Source organism: Streptomyces sp. NPDC045956 (assembly GCF_056430705.1).
Genome location: NZ_JBWKKZ010000003.1, coordinates 518,747 through 543,829 on the forward strand (window position 1 = coordinate 518,747; position 25,083 = coordinate 543,829).

Here is a 25,083-nt window from a genome sequence, read left to right on the forward strand (position 1 = left end):
CGCGTGTCGTGCGACGGCACGCCCCCGGGCGCGGGCGACCCGGTCGAGACGGGGCCCCAGCGGCGCAGGGGGCGCTCCCCGCCGGTCGGGGCCCCGCCGCCGTGCCGCGGGGGAGGGGGTCAGCCCTGCGCGGCCGCGGCCCGCAGGGCGACGCGGTCCTCACCCGCGTACACGTTCATGGAGGTGCCCCGCAGGAAGCCCACCAGGGTCAGCCCCGTCTCGGCGGCCAGGTCCACCGCCAGCGAGGACGGTGCCGACACGGCGGCCAGCACCGGGATGCCCGCCATCACGGCCTTCTGCGCCAGTTCGAAGGAGGCCCTGCCCGACACCAGCAGGACGGACCGGGACAGGGGCAGCTCGCCGTTCTGAAGAGCACGGCCGACCAGTTTGTCGACGGCGTTGTGCCGGCCCACGTCCTCCCGTACGTCCACCAGCTCCCCGTCCTCGGTGAACAGCGCCGCCGCGTGCAGTCCGCCGGTCCGGTCGAAGACCCGTTGGGCGGCGCGCAGCCGGTCGGGCAGGCCGGCGAGCAGTTCCGGCGTGACGCGGACCGGGGGAGTGTCGGCGATCGGCCAGCGGGCCGTCGTACGCACCGCGTCCAGGCTCGCCTTGCCGCACAGTCCGCACGACGAGGTCGTGTAGACGTTCCGCTCCAGGGTGATGTCGGGGATGTGCATGCCGGCGGTGGTCCGCACGTCGACCACGTTGTACGTGTTGACCCCGTCGGCCGTGGCGCCCGCGCAGTAGACGATGTTCTGGAGGTCCCCCTGCTCGGCGAGCACGCCCTCGCTGACCAGGAACCCGGCGGCCAGCGCGAAGTCGTCGCCCGGGGTGCGCATGGTGATCGCCAGCGGCTTGCCGTTCAGCCGGATCTCCAGTGGCTCCTCGGCGACGAGCGTGTCCGGGCGGGCGGAGACCGCCCCGTCCCGGATCCGGATCACCTTGCGTCGTTCCGTGACTCGTCCCATGTCCGTGCCCCTTGCCGGTCAGTCCCGGTTCTGTACGTGCTGGTAGCCGAAGCGGCCCTTGATGCACAGGTTGCCGTGGGTCACCGGGTTGTCGTGCGGCGAGGTGACCTTCACGATCTCATTGTCCTGCACGTGCAGGGTGAGGTTGCAGCCCACTCCGCAGTACGCACACACCGTCGTCGTCTCCGTCTGTCGTGTCTCGTCCCAGGTGCCCGCTTCCCGCATGTCGAACTCCGACTTGAACGACAGGGCGCCCGTCGGGCACACCTCGACGCAGTTGCCGCAGTAGACGCACGCCGAGTCGGTCAGCGGCGCGTCGTGCTCGACCGAGATCCGGGCGTCGAAGCCCCGGCCGGAGACGGAGATCGCGAAACTGTTCTGCCACTGCTCCCCGCAGGCGTCCACGCACTTGTAGCAGAGGATGCACTTGCCGTAGTCGCGGACGTACAGGTCGTTGTCGATCCTGGGTTCCTCGTCGACGCGGGCCGCGTCCGGGCCGAAGCGGTCCGGCTCGGCCCCGTACTCCTCGATCCAGCCGGCCGCCCGGGGAGTGGTGGACAGGTCGACCGAGGAGGCGAGGAGTTCGAGGACGATCCTGCGGCTGTGGCGGGCCCGCTCGGTGTCCGTGCGCACCACCATGCCGGGCTCCGCGCGGCGCGAGCAGGCGGGGGCGAGGGTCCGGGCGCCCTCGACCTCGACCACGCAGACCCGGCAGGCGTTCTTCGGGGTGAGCGTGTCGCCCTCGCACAGGGTCGGGACGTCCTTCCCGGCGGCCCGGCATGCGTCGAGGATCGTCGCCCCCTCCGGGACCCTGGCCTCCTGCCCGTCCAGGCTGAACTCCACCGGGCGGCGCGGCACTCCGAGCGGTATCGCGGTCATTCGTACGCCCCCAGACGGTCGATGGCGGATTCCACGGCGTTCCACGCGGTCTGCCCCAGGCCGCAGATCGAGGCGTCCCGCATCGCCCGGCCGACCTCCCGCAGCAGCGCGACGTCCGGGGCCGCGGCGGCGCCCGTGCGCTCCGCGATGCGGCGCAGCGCCTCCTCCTGGCGCACGGTCCCGACCCGGCAGGGCACGCACTGCCCGCACGACTCGTCGCGGAAGAACTCCGCGATGCGCAGGAGGACGCGGGGGAGCGGCACCGTGTCGTCGAAGGCCATCACCACCCCGGAGCCCAGGGTCGTGCCCGCCTGGCGGGTGTCCTCGAAGGTGAGCGGGAGGCCGAGTTCGTCGGGGCGCACGAAGCCGCCCGCGGCACCGCCGAGCAGGACCGACCTGAGGCCGTCCCGGACACCGGCGAGCGCGAGCAGTTCGCCGAGGGTCGCCCCGAACGGCAGCTCGTAGACGCCGGGGCGGTCCACGCTGCCCGACACGCAGAACAGCTTGGGGCCGGTGGAGTCCGGGGTGCCGATCGCCGCGTACGCCCGGGCGCCCAGGGTGAGGATCGGCAGCACGTTCACCAGTGTCTCGACGTTGTTCGCCACCGTGGGCTTGCCGAACAGGCCCTTCTCCACCGGGAACGGGGGCTTGGAGCGCGGCTCGCCCCGGTAGCCCTCGATGGAGTTGAACAGGGCCGTCTCCTCACCGCAGATGTAGGCGCCCGCACCGCGCCGGATCTCGATGTCGAAGGCGTAGCCCCGGCCGAGGACGTCGTCGCCGAGCAGACCGCGGGCGCGGGCCTGCGTGACGGCGTGGGTGAGGCGGGCCAGGGCGCGCGGGTACTCGCCGCGCAGGTAGAGGTGGCCCTGGTGCGCGCCGGTCGCGTAGGCCGCGATCGTCATCGCCTCGACCAGCGCGTACGGGTCGCCCTCCATGAGCACGCGGTCCTTGAAGGTGCCCGGCTCGGACTCGTCGGCGTTGCAGACCAGGTGGTGGGGGTGGTCGGGCTGGGCGGCCGTCGCCTGCCACTTGCGGCCGGTGGGGAACGCGGCGCCGCCGCGGCCGAGCAGACCGGAGTCGGTGACCTCGCGGATCACGCCGGCCGGGCCCAGTTCGAAGGCACGGCGCAGGGCCGTGTAGCCGCCGCGGGCACGGTAGTCGTCGAGGGAGGCGGGGTCGGTGGTGCCGACGCGCCGGAGGAGGACGAGCGCGGGGTCGCCGGCCTGGGGGACGGCGAGGGAGGCGGCGGGTTCGGGGGGCGCGGTCTCGGGGGCGGTGGCCGCGCCGACGGCGGCCTCGGGGGTCGCGGGGGCGGCGACCGCGGTGGCGTGGCGCCTGGTACGTCCCCGCCGCCCCTGTCCGCCCCCGGTCTCTCCCGCGTGCTGGACGGCCTCCTCGCCCGACTCCGGGCGGGCCGTCTCGCCCGCGCGCACGACCAGGGCCGCGGGTGCTCGTTCGCACAGGCCCAGGCACGGGGAGTGTTCGACCCGGACGCCGCTCTCCGGGCCCAGCCGCGCCTCGACCGCCGCGCACAACCCGGCCGCCCCTGCCGCCGTGCACGCCAGGTCGGTGCAGAGGTGGAGGACGGTGGCGGGGCGGGGGCGGACGGAGAACATGGCGTAGAAGGTGGCGACGCCGTACGCCTCCGCCGGGGGGACCGTCAGGCGTCGGCACACGTAGTGCAGGGCGCCCTCGCTGATCCAGCCGACCCGGTCGTTGACCGCGTGCAGGGCCGGCAGCAGCAGGTCGCGGCGGTCCCGGGCCGCGCGTCCGCCGCGCGCCCACCTGAGGTCGGCGGCCGCCCCGTCGCGGGCGGCGCCCTCCCAGGAGGACCCGGGCGGGCCGAGCAGGGCGTCGACGGCCTCGCGCTCCTCGTCCGTGGGTCTGCTGTCACCGAAGCGCAGGTCCACCGGTGCTCACCTTCTCGATCCGGATCGCCGAGGCCTTGAACTCCGCCGTCCCGGCGATCGGGCAGTTGGCCTCGATGGTCAGCTGGTTGGTGTCGACCTCGTCGGGGAAGTGGAAGCTCATGAACGCGAGCCCGGGGCGCAGGGCGGTGTCGACCCGGACGGGCGCGACCAGCGACCCGCGGCGGGAGGACACCCGCACCTCCTCGCCGACCGCGACCCCGTAGTGCTCGGCGTCCTCGGGGCACAGTTCGAGCCACTCGCCGCGTCGCAGCGGGGACGGGTAACCGCCGCTCTGCACACCCGTGTTGTAGGAGTCGAGCCGTCGGCCCGTGGTCAGCCGGATCGGGTACTCCTCGTCGGTGAGGTCCACCGGGGGGTCGTGCCGGACCAGTCCGAAGGGCGCGCGCGGACCACGCCGTGCCGGGTCCTCGGCCCACAGCCGGCCGTGCAGGTAGGTGGGCTCCAGCCGCTCGCCGCTCGGGCACGGCCACTGGATGCCCTGGTGCTCCTCCAGGCGCGCGTACGTCATGCCGTGGTGGTCCGGCGACAGGGAGCGCAGTTCGTCCCAGACGGCCTCGGCGTCGGCGTACTTCCAGTCGTGGCCGAGGCGGGTCGCGAGGTCGCAGAGGATGCCGATGTCCTCCCGGGCCTCGCCGGGCGGCGACACGGCCCTGCGGACGCGTTGGACGCGCCGCTCGCTGTTGGTGGTGGTGCCCTCGGTCTCCGCCCAGCCGGCGGTCGCCGGGAGGACGACGTCGGCCAGTTCGGCGGTCTTCGTCAGGAAGATGTCCTGTACGACGAGGAAGTCCAGGGCCCGCAGCCGGCGTACGGCCTGTGCGCTGTCCGCCTCGGACTGGGCGGGGTTCTCGCCGATGCAGTAGACGGCCCGCAGGGTGCCGTCGTCCATGGCCTCGAACATCTCCGTCAGGGTGAGGCCGTGCCGCGGCTGGATGACCGTGTCCCAGGCCGACTCGAACTTCGCCCGCACCGCCGGGTCGAGCACGTCCTGGAAGCCGGGCAGCCGGTTGGGGATCGCGCCCATGTCGCCGCCGCCCTGCACGTTGTTCTGGCCGCGCAGGGGTTGCAGTCCGGAGCCGTAGCGGCCGACGTGGCCGGTGAGCAGGGAGAGGTTGATCAGTGCCCGGACGTTGTCGGTGCCGTTGTGGTGCTCGGTGATGCCGAGGGTCCAGCAGAGCTGGGCACGCTCCGCGCGGGCGTAGGCGTGCGCCAGGTCGCGGACGGCCGCCGCCGGGACGCCGGTCACCTTCTCCGCGAGGGAGAGGGTCCACGGCTCGACCAGGGCCCTGTACCCCTCGAAGCCCGTGGTCGCCCGGGCCACGAACGCCTCGTTGACGAGCCCCGCGTGGATGATCTCGCGGCCCACCGCGTGCGCCAGCGGTATGTCGGTGCCGACGTTCGGGCCGAGCCAGCTCTCCGCCCACTCGGCGGTGGAGGTGCGGCGGGGGTCGACGGCGTACATGCGGGCACCGGCCCGGATGCCCTTGAGGACGTGCTGGAAGAAGATGGGGTGCGCGAAGCGGGCGTTGGAGCCCCACATCACGATCACGTCGCTGTGCTCGATCTCCTCGTACGAGGAGGTGCCGCCGCCGGAGCCGAAGGCGGCGGACAGGCCGGCCACGCTCGGCGCGTGGCAGGTGCGGTTGCAGGAGTCGACGTTGTGGGTGCCCATGACGACCCGGGCGAACTTCTGCGCCACGTAGTTCATCTCGTTGGTCGCCCGGGCGCAGGAGAACATGCCGAACGCGTCGCGTCCGGCCGCCAGGCCCCGGGCGGTCCGGTCCAGGGCCTCGTCCCAGCTCGCCCGGCGGAACGGCTCGTCGCGGGAGTCCCGCACGAGGGGGTGGGTGAGGCGGGTGTAGGTCTTCGGGTCGCGGGCGCGCCGCCTTCGGCCGCCGCGGTCCGGGTCACGTGGGCTCATGCGGCGCTCCTCAGCGCGAGCAGGTCCGACAGGGCGTGCACGGTGCGCAGGGTGGGCACCGGGACCCCGGTGATCTCCGCCAGTTCCACGACGGCCGCGAGCAGGACGTCGAGTTCCAGCGGCTTGCCGCGCTCCAGGTCCTGGAGCGTGGAGGTGCGGTGGTCGCCGACCTTCTCGGCGCCCGCGAGGCGGCGTTCGACCGAGACGCCGACCTCGCAGCCGAGGGCCTCGGCGACCGTCAGGGTCTCGGTCATCATGGTCTCGATGACCCGGCGGGTGCCGCCGTGCCGGCACATCTGCCGCATGGTGGCTCGGGCCAGGGCGCTGATCGGGTTGAAGGAGATGTTGCCCAGCAGCTTCAGCCAGATGTCGTTGCGCAGGTCCGGCTCGACCGGGCACTTGAGGCCGCCCGCCCGCATCGCCTCGCCGAGCGCGAGGCACCGGGCGGAGACGCTCCGGTCGGGTTCGCCGAGGGAGAACCGGGTGCCTTCCACGTGCCGGACGACACCCGGGCTCTCGAGTTCGGTGGCCGCGTAGACGACGCAGCCGACGGCCCGTTCGGGCGCGAGCACCGCACTGACCGCGCCGGCCGGGTCCACGCTGTCGAGGCGGCGTCCGTCGTACGGGCCGCCGTGCCGGTGGAAGTACCACCAGGGGATGCCGTTCTGGGCGGCCACGACGGCCGTGGTGTCGTGCAGCAGCGGCGCGATCAGCGGCCCGCACGCCGCGTACGCGTGGGCCTTCAGGCCCAGGAACACGTAGTCCACGGGGCCGACCTCGCGGGGGTCGTCCGTGGCACGGGGGCGCGCGGTGAAGTCCCCGCGCGGGCTGCGCACCCGTACTCCGTGCTGCCGCATGGCCGCCAGATGCGGCCCACGGGCGATGAGATGCACGTCGGCGCCCGCACGGTGGAGCGCGGCGCCGACGTAGGCGCCGATCGCCCCGGCGCCCAGAACTGCGACTTTCATGCGAGGAAGCTCCGTTCGGTCGAGGGATACCGCGGAACTGCCGACCATGTCGACGAAATATTGTCTACAGTATGGAAGATGGCCCGGCAAGGCTTTGTGCAAGGACAGTGGTTGTCTGCTCAACTGTCTTCTCAACAGCCCCACCTCTCCCTACGGTTGGGGATTCATGAGTCCCCCCGTCGCACCCCCGGGCTGGAGCCGCTGGCTCGTTCCCCCCGCCGCCCTCTCGGTCCACCTCTCCATCGGCCAGGCGTACGCCTGGTCCGTGTTCAAACCGCCCCTGGAGTCCGCGCTCGGTCTCAGCGGCACGCAGAGCGCGCTCCCCTTCCAGCTCGGCATCGTCATGCTCGGGCTGTCGGCAGCGTTCGGCGGCACGCTCGTGGAACGGCACGGGCCGCGCTGGGCGATGACCGTCGCCCTGGTCTGCTTCTCCTCGGGCTTCCTGCTCTCCGCGCTCGGCGCGGCGGTCGAGCAGTACTGGCTGATCGTCCTCGGCTACGGCTTCGTCGGTGGGATCGGCCTCGGCATCGGCTACATCTCGCCCGTCTCCACGCTGATCAAGTGGTTCCCGGACCGGCCCGGCATGGCCACCGGCATCGCCATCATGGGCTTCGGCGGCGGTGCGCTCATCGCCTCGCCCTGGTCGGCGCAGATGCTGGAGTCCTTCGGCAGCGACAGTTCGGGGATCGCCCTCGCCTTCCTCGTGCACGGGCTGTCGTACGCCGTCTTCATGCTGCTGGGCGTGCTGCTGGTGCGGGTGCCGCGTCCGAAGGAGGGGGCGGGCGGCGGGCCGGCCGCGCTCTCCGGCGTCCAGGTCTCGGCGCGCGGGGCCGTGCGCACCCCCCAGTTCTGGCTGCTGTGGATCGTGCTCTGTATGAACGTCACGGCCGGCATCGGCATCCTGGAGAAGGCCGCGCCGATGATCACCGACTTCTTCGCCGACACCTCCACCCCGGTGTCGGCGACCGCCGCCGCCGGGTTCGTGGCCCTGCTGTCGGCGGCCAACATGGCGGGCCGGATCGGCTGGTCCTCGACCTCCGACCTGATCGGCCGCAAGAACATCTACCGCGTCTACCTCGGCGTCGGCGCCCTGATGTACACGTTGATCGCACTCTTCGGCGACTCCTCGAAGCCACTGTTCGTCCTGTGCGCGCTGGTCGTCCTCTCCTTCTACGGCGGCGGTTTCGCCACGATCCCCGCCTACCTGAAGGACCTCTTCGGCACCTACCAGGTCGGCGCCATCCACGGACGGCTGCTCACCGCCTGGTCCACGGCCGGCGTCCTCGGACCGCTGATCGTGAACTGGATCGCCGACCGGCAGGAGGAGGCCGGGCGGCACGGCGCGTCCCTGTACGGGACGTCCTTCGTCATCATGATCGGACTGCTGGCCGTCGGCTTCGTCGCCAACGAACTCGTCCGCCCCGTCCACCCCCGCCACCACGTCTCCGCCGCCCCCGCACCGAAGGAGGCCGCCGATGTCCGACGACAGCAGCCAGAGTCCGCCTGACCTGCCCGACCGGCGGCCGCTGATCGCCTTCACCTGGCTCTGGGTGGCCGCGCCCCTCACCTACGGCCTGTACGAACTGGTCCGCAAGGCGACCCAGCTGTTCACCGGGTGACGCCCCTGGGGCGCCCGGGGTGCTGACCGAAGCCGACAAGGCGGGCGCGGGTTTCCTGTCGTATCACCTGCCGTCGTACCCGTCGGTCACTGATCACACTGGTGGATCCCGTACCCCGAGGCAGCGAGGACTCCACCACATGCACGGCTCCCGCATCACCGCCGTCGGCCACTACCAGCCCGCCGGGATCCTCACCAACGAGGACCTGGCGGGCATGGTCGACACCAGCGACGAGTGGATCAGGAGCCGGGTCGGTATTCACTCCCGCCGGATCGCCGGGCCCGAGGAGCCGGTCGACGAACTGGCGGGCCACGCCGCGGCCAAGGCACTGGCGGCGGCCGGACTGACGCCCGCCGACGTGGACATGGTCGTGGTCGCCACCTCCACCGCGATCGACCGCTCCCCGAACAACGCCGCCCGCGTCGCGGCCCGCCTCGGCATCCCGGGACCCGCCGCACTGGACCTCAACGTCGTCTGCGCCGGTTTCACCCACGCCCTGGCCACCGCCGACCACGCCGTCCGGGCCGGCTCGGCGAGCCGGGTCCTGGTCATCGGCGCGGACAAGATGTCCGAGGTGGCCGACTGGAGCGACCGCACCACCTGCGTGCTCGTCGGAGACGGGGCGGGGGCCGCCGTCGTGGAGGCCTCGGCGCCCGGCGCGGAGCCGGGGATCGGGCCCGTGCTGTGGGGCTCCGTACCCGAGATGGGGAACGCGGTCCGCATCGAGGGCACGCCCCCGCGGTTCGCGCAGGAGGGCCAGAGCGTCTACCGCTGGGCGACCACACGCCTGCCCGGGTTCGCGCGCCAGGCCTGTGAGCGCTCCGGGCTGGAGCCGGCCGACCTCGCCGCGGTCGTCCTGCACCAGGCGAACCTGCGCATCATCGAACCCCTCGCCGCGAAGATCGGCGCCGTCAACGCGGTCGTCGCCCGCGACGTCGTCGAGTCCGGCAACACCTCGGCGGCGAGCATCCCCCTCGCGCTCTCCAAGCTGGTGGAGCGCGGTGAGATCGACACCGGCGACCCGGTCCTGCTCTTCGGCTTCGGCGGGAACCTCTCCTACGCCGGTCAGGTCGTCCGCTGCCCGTGAACGGTCCCGCCGCCGCGGTGTGACATGGACTACTCCCGGCCCCCACGGCCCGGTGCGCCGTAGACTGTAGACGAAAGACAATCGATACTCGGCGTACCGGCCTTGCCGCCTTCGAGGGGGGACCGATGTTGTCCGCAGGACTGCCGCAGGGCGCGGTGCCCAAGCTCGAACGGCCCGGCCCGCTCCGCGACCGTGTCTACGAGGCGCTGCTCGAACTCATCACCACCCGGGCCCTCCAGCCCGGCCAGCACCTCGTCGAGAGCGAACTCGCCGGGCACCTCGGGGTGTCCAGGCAGCCCGTGCGCGAGGCCCTGCAACGGCTCAACACGGAGGGCTGGGTCGATCTGCGCCCCGCCCAGGGCGCCTTCGTGCACGAGCCGACGGAGGAGGAGGCCGACCAGCTCCTGACGGTCCGTACGCTGCTGGAGGCCGAGGCCGCCCGGCTCGCCGCCGCCAACGCCGGCAGCGGGGGCGTGGCCGCCCTGGAGGACCTGTGCGCGGAGGGGGAGCGGGCCGTGGCCGCCGACGACGTGGACGCCGCCGTCGCCTCCAACGCCCGTTTCCACGCGAAGATCATGGAGCTGGCGGGCAACGCCGTCCTCGCCGAACTCGCCGCACAGGTCGACCGCCGGGTCCGCTGGTACTACACGCCCATCGCCCGGCAGCGCGGCCGGCAGTCCTGGATCGAGCACCGGCAGCTGATCGCCGCCGTCGCCGACCGGGACGAGCAGACCGCGACCCGGCTGATGCGCGAGCACACCGAGCACACCCGGCGCTCGTACCACGCGCGCGACGAATCCTGAGCCAGGACTCCCAGGTCAGAGGATGTACGAAGGCCGCCCGGAGCATCCGCCGGGCGGCCTCGTCGTGCCCGGGGAAGGCGTGCGCCCCGCACTTCTTTGTCCACTCAGTGGAGAAAGTTCGCAGCAATTCGTGCGTGACTTCTTCCCACACCCGGCGCCCACTGCTACGTTCCCTCCGAAAGCAAGCCAAGGACGTGGCCGGGAACCGGCACACTCGAAGGCCGATTGAGGCGGGGAGGGGCTCGTGAGACGCATGACGGCACGACCCGCTAACGCCCACCAGGCACGACTGCTCCAGCTGCTGCGCGACGGAGGGCCCAACTCCCGCGCCCAGCTCGGCGACCAGGTGGACCTCTCCCGGTCCAAGCTGGCCGTCGAGGTGGACCGGCTGCTGGAGACGGGCCTGGTGGTGGCCGACGGACTCGCCGCCTCGCGCGGAGGGCGCCGCAGCCACAACATCCGGCTCCATCCCGCACTGCGCTTCCTCGGCGTCGACATCGGCGCGACCTCGGTCGACGTCGCGGTCACCAACGCCGAGCTGGAGATCCTCGGACACATCAACCAGCCCATGGACGTGCGCGAGGGGCCGGTCGCGGTCTTCGAGCAAGTACTGGCCATGGCGGCGAAGTTGCGGGCCTCGGGGCTCGCGGAGGGCTTCGACGGCGCCGGCATCGGCGTCCCGGGGCCGGTCCGCTTCCCCGAGGGTGTGCCGGTGGCTCCGCCGATCATGCCGGGCTGGGACGGCTTCCCGGTACGGGAGGCGCTCAGCCAGGAACTCGGCTGCCCGGTCATGGTCGACAACGACGTGAACCTGATGGCCCTGGGAGAGCAGCACGCGGGCGTCGCCCGCACCCAGCACGACTTCCTCGTCGTCAAGATCGGTACCGGCATCGGCTGCGGCATCGTCGTCGGCGGTGACGTCTACCGGGGGACGACGGGCAGCGCGGGCGACATCGGGCACATCCAGGCCGTGCCCGACGGGCGCCCGTGCGCCTGCGGCAACCGGGGCTGCCTGGAGGCCCACTTCAGCGGCGCGGCCCTGGCCCGCGACGCCACGGAGGCCGCCCAGCAGGGCCGGTCGGCCGAGCTCGCCAACCGGCTGGAGGCGAGCGGGGGCCTCAGCGCCGCCGACGTCGCCGCCGCCGCGGCCGCGGGCGACGCCACCGCACTCGACCTGATCCGGGAGGGCGGCCGGAGCACCGGCCAGGTCATCGCCGGTCTGGTCAGCTTCTTCAACCCGGGGCTCGTGGTGATCGGCGGCGGGGTGACCGGCCTCGGCCACAACCTGCTCGCCGCCATCCGTACCCAGGTCTACCGCCAGTCGCTGCCGCTGGCGACCGGCAACCTGCCCATCGTCCTAGGGGAGTTGGGCCCCAGTGCCGGCGTCATCGGCGGGGCCCGGCTGATCAGCGACCACCTGTTCTCACCCGCGTAGACGCCCTCCTCACCCGGGCCCGTCGGCCCGGTCCGCGAGCTCCACCAGCACGCGCTCCACCAGCACGCGCTCCACCAGCACAGCGCCCCACCAGCACGGCACACCGCCCCGCTCTGCTCGCCGCTGCCCGGCTCCACCCTGCCTCGATCCGCCCTGCCCCGACCCACCCAGCTTCGCGCTGCCCTGACACCGGCCCGCACGCACGCCCGCCGAGGGGACCTCACATGGCTCCAGAACCACCGCTGCTCAGCATGTCCGGCATCACCAAGTCCTTCCCCGGAGTCCGGGCCCTGGACGGCGTCGACCTCGACGTCCAGGCCGGCGAGGTGCACTGCCTGCTCGGCCAGAACGGCGCCGGGAAGTCCACCCTGATCAAGGTGCTGGCCGGTGCCCACCAGCCCGACACCGGCACCATCCGCTGGCGCGGCGAGGACGTCACCCTGCGCTCGCCCATCGCGGCCATGCGCCTCGGCATCGCCACCATCTACCAGGAACTCGACCTGGTGGAGCACCTGTCGGTCGCCGAGAACGTCCACCTCGGCCACGAGCCGACCGCCGCGGGCTTCGTCGTACGGGCCCGGGCTGCCCGGGCGTCGACGGCGCAGCTCCTCAAGCGCCTGGGGCATCCGGAGGTCGATCCCGGGCGACTGGTCGGGGACCTCTCGGCGGCGCAGCAGCAGATCGTGTCCATGGCCCGCGCGCTCTCCCACGACGTACGGCTGATCGTGATGGACGAGCCGTCCGCCGCGCTCGACCCGGACGAGGTGGACAACCTCTTCCGCATCGTCACCGACCTCACCGCCGACGGCGTCGCCGTCGTCTACATCTCGCACCGCCTGGAGGAGATCCGCCGCATCGGCGACCGGGTCACCGTCCTCAAGGACGGCCGGGCCGTCGCCGGCGGCCTGCCCGCCAAGGAGACGCCCACCCGCGAGGTGGTGGCGCTGATGACCGGACGCAACGTGGAGTACGTCTTCCCGGAGCGGCCCGCCGCCCCGGCGGTGGGAGAGCCCGTGCTCAGCGTCAAGGGGCTCTCCCGGGACGGTGAGTTCGCCCCCCTCGACCTGGAGGTCCGCCCCGGCGAGATCGTCGGCCTCGCCGGACTCGTCGGCTCGGGCCGCTCCGAGATCCTGGAGACGATCTACGGCGCCCGCAAGGCGAGCACCGGACAGGTCGTCGTCGACGGCCGCCCGCTCAGGCCGGGCAGCGTCCGTGCCGCGGTCGCCGCGGGCCTCGGCCTCGCCCCCGAGGAACGCAAGGCGCAGGCCCTGCTGATGCTGGAGTCCGTCACCCGCAACGTGTCGGTCTCCGCCATGTCCCGCTTCTCGCGCGGCGGTTGGATCGACCGCGGGGCCGAACTCGGAGCGGCCCGCGCGGCCACCCGGGAGCTGTCCCTGCGGCCCGACAACCCCACGGCGCCCGTGCGCACCCTCTCCGGCGGCAACCAGCAGAAGGCGGTCCTCGCCCGCTGGCTGCTGCGCGGCTGCCGGGTCCTGCTGCTCGACGAACCCACCCGCGGCGTCGACGTCGGCGCCCGCGCCGAGCTGTACGCGGTCGTCCGCCGCCTCGCCGACGAGGGCCTCGCCGTCCTGCTGGTCTCCAGCGAGGTGCCCGAGGTACTGGGCCTCGCCGACCGCGTGCTGGTGCTGCGCGAGGGCCGTGTCGTGCACGAGGCCCCCGCCCGTGAACTCGACGAACACCGCGTACTCGACCTCGTGATGGAAGGAAGCCCGGCGTCATGACCCAGCACGTGTCCCCGCCCCGGGACGGCACCGGCAAGGCGGCTCCGGTGGACCACCCGCCCGCCTGGCGAGTCCAGTTGGGCCGCGCCGACGTCCGCACCCTCACCCTGCTCGGGGTGCTCGCCGCACTGGTCCTCATCGGCGGCATCACCCAGCCCGACTCGTTCCTGGACACCCGCAACCTCCAGCTGGTGCTCACCCAGGCGTCCGTGATCGGCGTCGTCACCGTCGGCATGACCTTCGTCATCGTCTCCGGCGGCATCGACCTCTCCGTCGGCGCCATCGTCGCCCTCGCCTCGGTGTGGGCGACCACGGTCGCCACCCAGGAGTACGGTTTCTTCGGCATCCTCTTCACGGCGATCGTGGTCGGCGTGGGCTGCGGACTGGTCAACGGGGTGCTCATCGCCTTCGGGCAGATGGTCCCCTTCATCGCCACCCTCGCCATGCTGGCCTCGGCACGCGGCCTCGCGCTCCAGATCACCGACGGAAGCACCCAGGTCGTCACCGTCCCGAGCGTCCTGGACCTCGGCGAGCGCGACGCCTACGTGCTCGGCATCCCGCCCCTGGTCCTGGTGTTCGCGGCCGTCACCGTCATCGGCTGGCTGGTGCTCAACCGCACCACCTTCGGCCGCCGCACCGTCGCCGTCGGCGGCAACGCGGAGGCCGCCCGGCTCGCCGGCATCGACGTCCGCCGCCAGCGCCTCTACCTCTACCTGCTGTCCGGGCTCTGCTGCGGCATCGCCGCCTTCCTGCTGATCGTCCTGGCCGGCTCCGGCCAGAACACCAACGGAAACCTCTACGAACTCGACGCCATCGCCGCCGCGATCATCGGCGGGACGCTGCTGACCGGTGGCCGGGGCCACATCCTCGGCTCCGTGCTCGGCGTCCTGATCTTCACCACCATCACCAACATCTTCGCCCTGAACAACCTGCAGACCGACGTGCAGCAGATCGCCAAGGGCGCGATCATCGTCGCCGCCGTGCTGGTCCAGCGCCGTACCGCAAGCACGCACTGAGGAAAGGGTCCACCGTCATGACGAACCTCACGAGCCGCAGAGGCCTGCTCTTCGGAGCGGCCGCCGTGTCCGCCGGCGTGGTCCTCACCGGCTGCACGAGCAACGACCCCGACGACGGCGACGACAAGGCCGCGGACACCCAGCCGGCCGCCGACGACAAGCCCGGCAAGCAGGTCACCATCGGCTACGCCGGCCCGCAGGCCGACCACGGCTGGCTCAACGCCGTCAACGACCAGGCGCAGAAGCGTGCCGAGAAGTACTCGGACGTCACGCTGGAGGTCACCGAGGGCTCCAACGACACCGCCCAGCAGATCGGCCAGATCGAGACCCTCATCAACAAGAAGGTCGACGTCCTGGTCATCCTGCCCGCGGACGGCAAGGCCCTCACCCAGATCGGGCTCAAGGCCATGCGCGCCGGCATCCCGGTCGTCAACCTCGACCGCATCTTCAACAGCCCCCAGGCCTACCGCTGCTGGGTCGGCGGCGACAACTACGGCATGGGCCTCAACGCCGCCCACTACATAGGCGAGAAGCTCAAGGGCAAGTCCGGCGCCAAGGTCATCGAGCTGGCCGGCCTGGACAACCTGGAGCTGACCCAGCAGCGCACCAAGGGCTTCGACGACGGTCTGAAGAACTACCCGAACATCCAGAAGGTGGCCCGCCAGGCCGCCGAGTTCACGGTCGAGTCGGGCCAGGCCAAGATGGCCCAGCTCCTCCAGGCCCAGTCCAAGTTCGACGCCCTGTGGAACCACGACGACGACCAGGGCGTGGGCGCGCTGCGCGCCATCGAGCAGGCCGGGCGCGACGACTTCCTGATGGTCGGCGGCGCCGGAGCGCTCTCCGCCTTCCAGGCGATCAAGGCGGACAGCGGCGTCCTGAAGGCCACCGTGCTCTACCCGCCCACCATGGCGGCCTCGGCGATCGACCTCGCCCGCGCCCTCGGTCAGGGCAAGGGCGTCAGCGGGCTCGCCGAGTTCGAGATCCCCTCGACCGTCACCTGCTACTCGGCCGTCGTCGACAAGGAGAACGTGGACCAGTACATGTCCACGGGCTTCAAGTGACGGGCACCAAGTGACGGCTGCCGCCCCGGCAGCGGCCTGACCAGCCGGCCGGGGCGGGGCCCACCCCCACCGCGCCACGACGACGAGGAGGACATCCGATGGGACAGCCGCAGCAGCCCGAGGGGGCCGGAGCGGGGGCAGCAGCCACCGGCACCGGGACCGACGACGGGACCGGGACCAGGGCGACGGGGGCATCCGCGACCAGACCGCCCCTGCGCGTCGGCATGGTCGGCTACGCCTTCATGGGTGCCGCGCACTCGCAGGGCTGGCGCACCGCGGGCCGGGTCTTCGACCTGCCGCTGAACCCGGTCCTGGCCGCGATCTGCGGGCGGGACGCCGACGCCGTCCGCACCGCGGCCGACCGGCACGGATGGGCGAGCACCGAGACCGACTGGCGGACCCTGGTCGAACGGGACGACATCGACCTCGTCGACATCTGCACCCCCGGTGACAGCCACGCCGAGATCGCGCTGGCCGCCCTCGCCGCCGGCAAGCACGTCCTGTGCGAGAAGCCCCTCGCCAACACGGTGGGGGAGGCCGAGGCGATGACCAGGGCCGCCGACGAGGCTGCCGCGCGCGGTCAGCTGGCGATGGTCGGCTTCAACTACCGCCGGGTACCGGCCACCGCGCTCGCCCGCCGGATGGTGGCCGCGGGCCGCGTCGGCCGCCTGCGGCACGTGCGGGTGACGTACCTCCAGGACTGGCTGGTGGACCCGCACTCGCCGCTGACCTGGCGGCTGCGCAAGGAACTGGCCGGCTCGGGCGCCCTGGGCGACCTCGGCGCGCACATCGTGGACCTCGCGCAGTACCTGACGGGCGAGCGGATCGCGGGCGTCTCCGCCCTCACCGAGACCTTCGTGAGGGAACGCCCGCTGCCCGCCGGTGCCGCCCGGGGGCTCTCGGCCGGTTCGGCGGACGGCGCCATGGGCCAGGTCACCGTGGACGACGCCGCCGTGTTCACCGGCCGCCTCACCTCGGGCGCCCTGGTCTCCTTCGAGGCCACCCGCTACGCCACCGGCCGCAAGAACGCCCTGCGGATCGAGCTGAACGGCGAACGCGGCTCGCTCGCCTTCGACCTGGAGCGGCTCAACGAGCTGTCGTACCACGACGGCACCGAGCAGGGGGAGCACGCCGGCTTCCGCCGCATCCTGGTCACCGAACCCGAGCACCCCTACCTGGACGCCTGGTGGCCGCCGGGCCACGGGCTCGGCTACGAGCACTCCTTCGTCCACCAGGCACGCGACCTCGTGCACGCCGTCGCCGAGGGCCGCCGGCCGGAACCCTCCTTCGCCGACGGGCTCCAGGTGCAGCGCGTCCTCGCGGCGGTCGAGGAGAGCGCCGAGAAGAACTCCGTCTACACCCCGATCGCCCCCTGAGGAGGCTGGCAGCGACATGCCGCGCAACTTCACTCTCTTCACCGGTCAGTGGGCGGACCTGCCCCTGGAGGAGGTCTGCCGCCTCGCCCGCGACTTCGGCTACGACGGCCTGGAGCTCGCCTGCTGGGGCGACCACTTCGAGGTCGACAAGGCCCTCGCCGACCCCTCCTACGTCGACTCCCGCCACCAGCTGCTCGACAAGTACGGCCTCAAGTGCTGGGCGATCTCCAACCACCTGGTCGGCCAGGCGGTCTGCGACGCCATCATCGACGAGCGCCACCAGGCCATCCTGCCGGCCCGCATCTGGGGCGACGGCGACGCGGAGGGCGTGCGACAGCGCGCCGCGGCCGAGATCAAGGACACCGCCCGGGCCGCCGCACGCCTCGGCGTGGACACCGTCATCGGCTTCACCGGGTCGGCCATCTGGCACCTGGTGGCCATGTTCCCGCCCGCCCCGGAGTCGATGATCGACCGGGGGTACCAGGACTTCGCGGACCGCTGGAACCCGATCCTCGACGTCTTCGACGCCGAGGGCGTGCGCTTCGCCCACGAGGTCCACCCCAGCGAGATCGCCTACGACTACTGGACCACCCAGCGCGCCCTGGAGGCCGTGGACCACCGGCCCGCCTTCGGCCTCAACTTCGACCCCTCCCACTTCGTCTGGCAGGACCTCGACCCGGTCGGCTTCCTGTGGGACTTCCGCGACCGGATCTACCACGTCGACTGCAAGGAGGCCCGCAAGCGCCTCGACGGCCGCAACGGGCGCCTCGGCTCCCACCTGCCGTGGGGCGACCCGCGCCGCGGCTGGGACTTCGTGTCGGCCGGCCACGGCGACGTCCCGTGGGAGGACGTCTTCCGCATGCTGCGCTCCATCGACTACCAGGGCCCGGTCTCCGTGGAATGGGAGGACGCCGGCATGGACCGGCTGCAGGGCGCCCCCGAGGCCCTGACCCGCCTCAAGACCTTCGACTTCGACCCGCCCAGCGCGTCCTTCGACGCCGCCTTCAACAGCTGACCCGAGCGCCCGACCGCCCGACCGCAGGTCGGGGACGGGGGCCGGCACAACCGCCGGTCCCCGGTCAGGCCTGCCCGAATCCCGCTTTGTCCTGCATTGGGAAAAAGTTGAACCAGTCCGGGCCCAAGGGGTGTTGGCCCCGGAAGAACGCGGTTACCGTCCCTGAAGTGTTCAGGACACCCACGCCCCCGGGGTGACGGCGCACCCCGGAGCCCGCCGCAACGCACGTCATCGCACCCGTTCCGTACGGCCCATCCCGTTCCCGGAGGGACTTCGTGCACAGAACCAGACTCAAAAGCACCAGGACCACGAGGCGCCCCAGGCTGCGCACCACGCTCGCCCTGTTCACCGGCCTGATCCTGGCGGTGGGAACCCCGGCGACCGTCGCCGGCGCCCACCCCGGCCACCCAGAGCACGACGAACCGGCGGCCGCCGAGGGGCAGTTCCAGCAGGTGCCGCTCGCCAAGGGCGAACCCGAGATGGGCGAGCCGATGTCGCTCGCCGTCCTCCCGGACCGCAGCGTCCTGCACACCGCCCGCGACGGCACACTGCGCCTCACCGACCAGGGCGGCGTCACCAAGGTCGCCGGCAAGCTCGACGTCTACAGCCACGACGAGGAGGGCCTCCAGGGCGTAGGCATCGACCCGGACTTCGAGAACAACCGGGCGATCTACCTGTACTACGCCCCGCCGCTCGACACCCCGGCGGGCGACGCGCCGGAGACCGGGACCGCGGAGGACTTCAAGAAGTTCGACGGCGTCAACCGCCTCTCCCGCTTCGTCCTCAACGCCAACGGCACGCTGGATGTGGCCAGCGAGAAGAAGGTCCTGGACGTCGCGGCCTCCCGCGGCACCTGCTGCCACGTCGGCGGCGACATCGACTTCGACGCCGAGGGCAACCTCTACCTGTCCACCGGTGACGACTCCAACCCGTTCGCCTCCGACGGCTACACGCCGATCGACGAGCGCCCGGACCGCAACCCGGCCTTCGACGCCCGCCGCAGCTCCGGCAACACCAACGACCTGCGCGGCAAGATCCTGCGGATCAAGGTCGCCGAGGACGGCTCGTACACCGTGCCGGACGGCAACCTCTTCGCCCCGGGCACCGAGAAGACCCGCCCCGAGATCTACGCGATGGGCTTCCGCAACCCGTTCCGGATGAGCGTCGACGACGAGACCGGCACCGTCTACGTCGGCGACTACGGCCCCGACGCGGGCGCCGCCGACCCGAACCGCGGTCCGGCCGGCCAGGTCGAGTTCGCCAAGGTCACCAAGGCCGCCAACTTCGGCTGGCCGTTCTGCACGGGCAACAACGACGCCTACGTCGACTACGACTTCGCCACCAAGACCTCCGGTGAGAAGTTCGACTGCGCCGCCCCGAAGAACACCTCGCGGCACAACACCGGTCTGGTCGACCTGCCGCCCGCGCAGGCCGCCTGGATCCCGTACGACGGCGGCTCCGTGCCCGAGTTCGGCACCGGCTCCGAGTCCCCGATGGCCGGCCCGGTCTACCGCTACGACCCCGAGCTGGACTCCAGCGTGAAGTTCCCCGAGGAGTTCGACGGCGACTTCTTCGCCGGCGAGTTCGGCCGCCGGTGGATCAAGCGGATCGAGCAGAACGCCGACGGCACGGTCGCGAAGATCAACGACTTCCCCTGGACCGGCACCCAGATCATGGACATGGAGTTCGGCCCCGACGGCGCGCTCTACGTGCTGGACTACGGCGTCTCCTGGTTCCAGGGCGACGAGAACTCCGCCCTGTACCGCATCGAGAACGCCGAGGACGGCTTCTCCCCGATCGCCGAGGTCAGCGCCGACAAGACGTCCGGCGCGGCCGGCCTCAAGGTGAAGTTCACCGCCTCCGTCAAGGACGCCGACTCCCCGGACCTCACCCACAGCTGGGACTTCGGCGACGGCACCAAGGGCGAGGGCCTCACGCCCACCCACAAGTACAAGAAGGTCGGCACCTACACCGCGACCTTCACCGCGAAGGACCCCGAGGGCAACACCGGCAGCGCCAGCGTCCGGATCGTGGTCGGCAACACCGCGCCCAAGGTCCGGATCGACGTCCCGGGCAACGGCACCCTGGCCGCGTTCGGTGAGCCCGTCCCCTTCAAGGTGACCGTCACCGACCCCGAGGAGACCGTCGACTGCTCCAAGGTCAAGGTCGCCTACAGCCTCGGCCACGACTCCCACGCCCACGAGCTGACCAGCGAGATGGGCTGTGAGGGCACCCTGAAGCCGCCGCCCGGCGACGGCGGGCACGACCCCAACGCCAACATCTACGGTGTCGTCGGCGCCAGCTACACCGACGGCGGGGCGAACGGCCAGGAGGCCCTGACCGGCACCGCCCGCACCGTGCTCCAGCCGCTGCACCGCCAGGCCGAGCACTTCGGCGGCCAACAGGGCGTCTCGGTCATCGACAAGACCGGCGCCAACGGCGGCAAGACCGTCGGGAACATCGACGACGGCGACTGGATCTCCTTCAGCCCCTACAAGTTCGACGGGCAGAAGAAGCTCACCGTACGGGCCTCCTCCGGCGGCGCCGGCGGCTTCGTCGAACTGCGCACCGGCTCGCCCGAGGGCCCGCTGCACGGCTCGGCGTACATCCCGCCGACCGGCGGCTGGGAGACCTTCCAGGACGTCGACGTGCCGCTGCGGGCCCTGCCCAAGAAGACCACCGACATCTACCTGGTCTTCCGGGGCGGCGAGGGCGCGCTGTACGACCTGGACGACTTCGAGTTCTCCAAGGAGCCGTTCAAGGGCGGCAAGAAGGTCCTCGTCTTCTCCAAGACGGCCGGCTTCCGCCACGACTCCATCCCCGAGGGCATCGCCGCGCTGAAGGAGCTGGGCGCCCCGGCCGGCATCTCGGTCACCGCGACCGAGGAGGCCAAGCAGTTCACCACGGCCAACCTCGCCAAGTACGACGCGGTCGCCTTCCTCTCCACCACCGGTGACGTCCTCGACGCCGACCAGCAGAAGGCGTTCGAGAACTACGTCAAGAACGGCGGCGGCTACCTGGGCATCCACGCCGCCGCCGACACCGAGTACGACTGGGAGTTCTACGGCGGCCTCGTCGGCGCCCACTTCGACTCGCACCCGGCCATCCAGAAGGCCACCGTGCGCGTCCACGACCACGACCACCCCTCCACCGCGCACCTCGGCGACACCTGGGAGCGCACCGACGAGTGGTACAACTACCGCACCAACCCGCGGGACCAGGCCAAGATCCTCGCCACCCTGGACGAGACCACCTACGACGGCGGCACCATGAAGGGCGACCACCCGATCGCCTGGTGCCAGAGCTACGGCGGCGGCCGGTCCTTCTACACCGGCGGCGGCCACACGAAGGAGTCCTACGCCGACGAGGCGTTCCGTGGCCACCTGCTCGGCGGCATGCAGTACGCCACCGGACAGGTCAAGGCCGACTGCAAGCCGAACACCGGCTACCGGGACATCTTCAACGGCGAGACCAGGGACGGCTGGAAGCAGGCCGGCCCCGGCTCCTTCGACGTGAAGAACGGCACGCTGGAGTCCAACGGCGGCATGGGCCTGCTCTGGTACCAGGCCAAGGAGCTGAAGTCGTACTCCCTCAAGCTCGACTGGAAGATGCGGGGCGACGACAACTCCGGGATCTTCGTGGGCTTCCCGGCCTCCGACGACCCCTGGTCCGCGGTGAACAAGGGCTACGAGATCCAGATCGACGCCACCGACGCGGCGGACCGCACCACGGGCTCCGTCTACTCCTTCAAGTCGGCGAACATCAAGGCCCGTGACCAGGTCCTGCGGCCGCCCGGCCAGTGGAACTCCTACGAGATCAAGGTCCAGGGCGAACGCCTCCAGGTGTTCCTCAACGGAGTCAAGATCAACGACTTCACCAACAAGGACCCCGAGCGGAGCCTGACCGACGGGTACATCGGCCTCCAGAACCACGGCGCCGACGACCAGGTCTCCTTCCGCAACATCCAGCTCAAGGAACTGAACTCCTAGGGCTACCGGAACGGCGGCGGGCGGAGGACGCCGGACCTCCGCCCGCCGTCCCGCCGGGCCCGCGCCCGGCACCCCGCTCGTCCCCCCTCCCGGCACTCGCACCAGGTTCGCGTACGACAAGGAGGCTGCCCATGTCCGCCGAACCGTCCCTGCCCACCCCCTCCCCGGCTCCGCGCCTCGGCGTCTGGCTCATCGGGGCCCGTGGCTCCGTGGCCACCACCGCGATCGCGGGCTGCGCCGCCGTCGCCGCGGGCCTGCACTCGCCGACCGGCATGGTCACCGAGACCCCGCCGTTCGCGTCGAGCGGTCTGCCGCCGCTGTCGTCGCTCGTCTTCGGCGGCCACGACACCCTCGACTGCCCCCTGCCCAAGCGCGCCGAGCACCTGGCCGAGGGCGGTGTCCTGCCGCACGGCCTGCCGTCGGCCGTGCACGCCGAACTGGTCGCCGCCGACCGGGAAATCAGGCCCGGCGGTCCCGTGACCGGCGTCCCGGAGGGCGGGCCCGCCCGCACCCAGGACGAGTGGATCGACGTGTTCGCGGACGACATCCGTGACTTCGTCCGCCGCCACGACCTCGCCGGCGCCGTCGTGCTGAACGTGGCCTCCACCGAACCCGCCCCCACCGACGGCACCCTGCCGCCCAGCTCCCTCTACGCGGCGGCCGCCCTGCGCGCCGGCTGCCCGTACGTGAACTTCACGCCCTCCACCGGGCTGCACCACCCGGCGCTGGCCCCGCTCGCCGAGTCCTCGGGGCTCCCGTACGCGGGCCGCGACGGCAAGACCGGGCAGACCCTGCTGCGCTCCGTGCTCGGCCCGATGTTCCTCCAGCGGGCCCTCGCCGTACGCGCCTGGTCCGGCACCAACCTCCTGGGCGGCGGCGACGGCGCGGCCCTCGCGGACCCCGCGGCGGCAGCCGCCAAGAACGCCGGAAAGGAACGCGTCCTCGCGGACACCCTCGGCGCCGCACCCGAGGGCGAGGTCCACATCGACGACGTGCCCGCCCTCGGCGACTGGAAGACCGCCTGGGACCACATCGCCTTCGACGGCTTCCTCGGCGCCCGCATGGTCCTCCAGACCACCTGGCAGGGCTGCGACTCGGCGCTGGCCGCGCCCCTCGTCCTCGACCTGGCCCGGCTGGCCGCCCGCGCCCACCAGCGGGGCCTGTCCGGTCCGCTGCGCGCTCTGGGCTTCTACTTCAAGGACCCGGTGGGGGACGGCCCCTCGTCCCTGGCCGAGCAGTACGCGGAACTGATGGCCTTCGCCGGACGGCTCCGGGACGGCGCCGGCGAGGAGCAGCGGTGAGCCGCGCGGTCGCCGTGGCCCGGAACGCCTCCGCGCCCGCCGGCGCGGCGGGGAACGGCCCGGCCGCGCGGAACGCCCCGTCGGATGCCGCCGAGGCTCCGACGCACGCTTCCCCCCCGACCGGCGCCACGCGCGCCGGTGCCTGGGCCGAACTGCTGCGCCTGCCCGCCCTGTTCACCGTGCCCGGCGATGCCCTCGCCGGTGCGGCCGCGGCCGGCGTGCGCCCCGGGCCCCGCACGCTGCTTGCCATCGGCTCCTCCCTGTGCCTGTACGAGGCGGGCATGGCCCTGAACGACTGGGCGGACCGGGCCGAGGACGCCGTGGAGCGCCCGCACCGCCCGCTGCCCTCCGGGCGGATCCGTCCGGCCGCCGCGTTCACCGCGGCCTGCGGCCTCACCGGAGCGGGCCTGGCACTCGCCGCCGCCGCCGGGCGGCCCGCCCTGGCGGTGGCCGCCCCGCTGGCGGCGACCGTCTGGGCCTACGACCTCGCGCTGAAGCACACCCCCGCCGGGCCCGTGGCGATGGCCGCCGCCCGCGGCCTGGACCTGCTCCTCGGCGCCGCCGCCACCGGCGGCGCCGTCCGCCCCGCGCTGCCCTCCGCCGCGCTGCTCGGCAGCCACACCCTCGCGGTCACGGCCGTCTCCCGCCGGGAGACCGACGGCGGCTCGGTCCTGGCCCCGCTGGCCGCCCTCACGACGACGGCGGCGCTGACGCGGCTGGTCACCCACCGCCGCACCCGACTCCCGGCAGGCCGGTGGGCAGCAGCCGCCCCCGGCCTGCCGGGCCCCAGCCCGGCCGGGCGCCCGGCGCAGGCCGCCGGAGCCCTCACCACCGCCCTGGGCGCCGCCTACGCCGCCACGGCCGCCCGGCCCTACTTCCACGCCGCGCTCAACCCCTCGCCCCCGCTCACCCAACGGGCCGTCGGCGGCGGCATCAGGGCCACGATCCCGCTCCAGGCGGCGCTCGCCGCCCGCTCCGGGGCCACTGCCACATCGCTCCTGGTCGCGGCGCTGGCCCCGGCCGGGCGGATGTTCGTGCGCAGGGCCGGCCTGAGGAAGGTGAGCATCACATGAGCACCGGTGCCCCCACCCTCCCGCTCCGCTTCGGCTACGGCACGAACGGTCTCACCGACCTGCGCCTCGACGACGCCCTCGCCCTGCTGGCCGACCTCGGCTACGACGGCGTCGGCCTGACCCTCGACCACATGCACCTCGACCCGCTCGCCGAGGACCTCGCCGCCCGTACCCGCAGGGTCGCGCACCGCCTCGACGCGCTGGGTCTGGACGTCACGGTCGAGACGGGCGCCCGCTATGTGCTCGACCCGCGCCGCAAACACGGCCCCTCGCTGCTCGACCCAGACCCCGGTGACCGGGCGCGCCGGGCCGGCCTGCTGGTGCGGGCCGTGCGCGTCGCCGCCGACCTGGGGGCCCACGCCGTGCACTGCTTCAGCGGCATCACGCCGCCGGGCACGGACGCGGAGACCGCCTGGAAGCGCCTCGCGGACGCCCTGGACCCGGTCCTGGACGCCGCCGCCGACGCCGGCGTGCCCCTCGCGGTGGAGCCGGAACCGGGCCATCTGCTGGCCACCCTCGCCGACTTCCACCACCTGCGCCGCCTCTTGGGCGATCCCGTACAGCTCGGCCTGACCCTGGACATCGGACACTGCCAGTGCCTGGAACCGCTGCCGCCCGCCGACTGCGTACGCGAGGCGGCGCCCTGGCTGCGGCACGTGCAGATCGAGGACATGCGCCGCGGCGTCCACGAGCACCTGCCCTTCGGCGACGGCGAGATCGACTTCCCGCCCGTCCTCCAGGCCCTCGCCGACACCGGCTACCAGGGCCTGACCGTCGTCGAACTGCCCCGCCACTCCCACGCGGGGCCGCGCTTCGCCGAACTCTCCCTCCCGTTCCTCCGCGGGGCCGCGACGGCGGACCCCCGCACGAGCCGCTCGGGCGAGGCCTCCGCCACCCACTGA

General features: G+C 72.6%; 19 protein-coding genes. 14 read left to right on the top strand and 5 right to left on the bottom strand.

All coding sequences use genetic code 11. From position 1 onward, the window contains the following. Positions 1 to 119: 119 nt before the first annotated feature. The 5 genes from fdhD to AC07FV_RS11335 are packed head-to-tail and all read right to left on the bottom strand — an operon-like array spanning position 120 to position 6,664. Positions 120 to 968, bottom strand: a complete 849-nt coding sequence (fdhD, locus tag AC07FV_RS11315) for a formate dehydrogenase accessory sulfurtransferase FdhD (protein WP_479086399.1) — start codon at positions 966 to 968, stop codon at positions 120 to 122. 18 nt (positions 969 to 986) lie between these two features. Beyond that, entirely contained in the window at positions 987 to 1,847 is an 861-nt protein-coding gene (locus tag AC07FV_RS11320) for a 2Fe-2S iron-sulfur cluster-binding protein (protein ID WP_479086400.1), read from the bottom strand. Continuing rightward, positions 1,844 to 3,757: an NAD(P)H-dependent oxidoreductase subunit E gene (locus AC07FV_RS11325; RefSeq protein ID WP_479086402.1), complete on the bottom strand. Its 1,914-nt coding sequence runs from the start codon at positions 3,755 to 3,757 to the stop codon at positions 1,844 to 1,846. The genes AC07FV_RS11320 and AC07FV_RS11325 overlap by 4 nt, the downstream gene beginning before the upstream one ends. Further along, entirely contained in the window at positions 3,738 to 5,696 is a 1,959-nt protein-coding gene (locus AC07FV_RS11330) for a molybdopterin oxidoreductase family protein (RefSeq protein WP_479086404.1), read from the bottom strand. The genes AC07FV_RS11325 and AC07FV_RS11330 overlap by 20 nt, the downstream gene beginning before the upstream one ends. Continuing rightward, positions 5,693 to 6,664, bottom strand: a complete 972-nt coding sequence (locus tag AC07FV_RS11335; RefSeq protein WP_479086406.1) for a 2-dehydropantoate 2-reductase — start codon at positions 6,662 to 6,664, stop codon at positions 5,693 to 5,695. Before AC07FV_RS11335 ends, AC07FV_RS11330 begins: the two co-directional genes overlap by 4 nt. Before the next feature lie 166 nt (positions 6,665 to 6,830). On the opposite strand from AC07FV_RS11335, the gene AC07FV_RS11340 reads away from it, so the two are divergent. The 14 genes from AC07FV_RS11340 (at position 6,831) to AC07FV_RS11405 (ending at position 25,083) form a co-directional block, all read left to right on the top strand. Beyond that, on the top strand, positions 6,831 to 8,171 hold the full coding sequence (locus tag AC07FV_RS11340; RefSeq protein WP_479086408.1) for an OFA family MFS transporter: 1,341 nt from the start codon (positions 6,831 to 6,833) through the stop codon (positions 8,169 to 8,171). Continuing rightward, a complete protein-coding gene (locus AC07FV_RS11345; RefSeq protein WP_383639839.1) occupies positions 8,140 to 8,283 on the top strand; it encodes an MFS transporter small subunit in 144 nt (47 codons plus the stop codon). The genes AC07FV_RS11340 and AC07FV_RS11345 overlap by 32 nt, the downstream gene beginning before the upstream one ends. Before the next feature lie 139 nt (positions 8,284 to 8,422). Beyond that, positions 8,423 to 9,370 carry a beta-ketoacyl-ACP synthase III gene (locus AC07FV_RS11350; RefSeq protein ID WP_479086410.1) on the top strand — a complete coding sequence of 316 codons (948 nt, stop codon included), beginning with the start codon at positions 8,423 to 8,425 and terminating at the stop codon, positions 9,368 to 9,370. A 125-nt stretch (positions 9,371 to 9,495) separates the two neighbouring features. Then, positions 9,496 to 10,173, top strand: coding sequence for a GntR family transcriptional regulator (locus tag AC07FV_RS11355; RefSeq protein WP_479086412.1), 678 nt, complete (start codon positions 9,496 to 9,498; stop codon positions 10,171 to 10,173). 253 nt (positions 10,174 to 10,426) lie between these two features. After that, positions 10,427 to 11,608 carry an ROK family transcriptional regulator gene (locus AC07FV_RS11360; RefSeq protein ID WP_356612333.1) on the top strand — a complete coding sequence of 394 codons (1,182 nt, stop codon included), beginning with the start codon at positions 10,427 to 10,429 and terminating at the stop codon, positions 11,606 to 11,608. Between the two features lie 224 nt (positions 11,609 to 11,832). Next, positions 11,833 to 13,350: a sugar ABC transporter ATP-binding protein gene (locus AC07FV_RS11365; RefSeq protein WP_479086414.1), complete on the top strand. Its 1,518-nt coding sequence runs from the start codon at positions 11,833 to 11,835 to the stop codon at positions 13,348 to 13,350. After that, positions 13,347 to 14,366: an ABC transporter permease gene (locus AC07FV_RS11370; protein WP_479086416.1), complete on the top strand. Its 1,020-nt coding sequence runs from the start codon at positions 13,347 to 13,349 to the stop codon at positions 14,364 to 14,366. Before AC07FV_RS11365 ends, AC07FV_RS11370 begins: the two co-directional genes overlap by 4 nt. Before the next feature lie 17 nt (positions 14,367 to 14,383). Further along, positions 14,384 to 15,427: a substrate-binding domain-containing protein gene (locus AC07FV_RS11375; protein WP_383639857.1), complete on the top strand. Its 1,044-nt coding sequence runs from the start codon at positions 14,384 to 14,386 to the stop codon at positions 15,425 to 15,427. Positions 15,428 to 15,525: 98 nt separating this feature from the next. Then, a complete protein-coding gene (locus AC07FV_RS11380; protein WP_479086419.1) occupies positions 15,526 to 16,803 on the top strand; it encodes a Gfo/Idh/MocA family protein in 1,278 nt (425 codons plus the stop codon). Positions 16,804 to 16,819: 16 nt separating this feature from the next. Then, positions 16,820 to 17,818, top strand: coding sequence for a sugar phosphate isomerase/epimerase family protein (locus AC07FV_RS11385; RefSeq protein ID WP_479086421.1), 999 nt, complete (start codon positions 16,820 to 16,822; stop codon positions 17,816 to 17,818). 275 nt (positions 17,819 to 18,093) lie between these two features. Next, on the top strand, positions 18,094 to 21,807 hold the full coding sequence (locus AC07FV_RS11390; RefSeq protein ID WP_479086423.1) for a ThuA domain-containing protein: 3,714 nt from the start codon (positions 18,094 to 18,096) through the stop codon (positions 21,805 to 21,807). Positions 21,808 to 21,938: 131 nt separating this feature from the next. Next, entirely contained in the window at positions 21,939 to 23,108 is a 1,170-nt protein-coding gene (locus AC07FV_RS11395; protein ID WP_479086425.1) for an inositol-3-phosphate synthase, read from the top strand. Then, complete coding sequence (locus AC07FV_RS11400; protein WP_479086427.1) at positions 23,105 to 24,181, top strand: SCO3242 family prenyltransferase; 1,077 nt, start codon at positions 23,105 to 23,107, stop codon at positions 24,179 to 24,181. Before AC07FV_RS11395 ends, AC07FV_RS11400 begins: the two co-directional genes overlap by 4 nt. Beyond that, entirely contained in the window at positions 24,178 to 25,083 is a 906-nt protein-coding gene (locus AC07FV_RS11405; RefSeq protein ID WP_479086429.1) for a sugar phosphate isomerase/epimerase family protein, read from the top strand. Before AC07FV_RS11400 ends, AC07FV_RS11405 begins: the two co-directional genes overlap by 4 nt.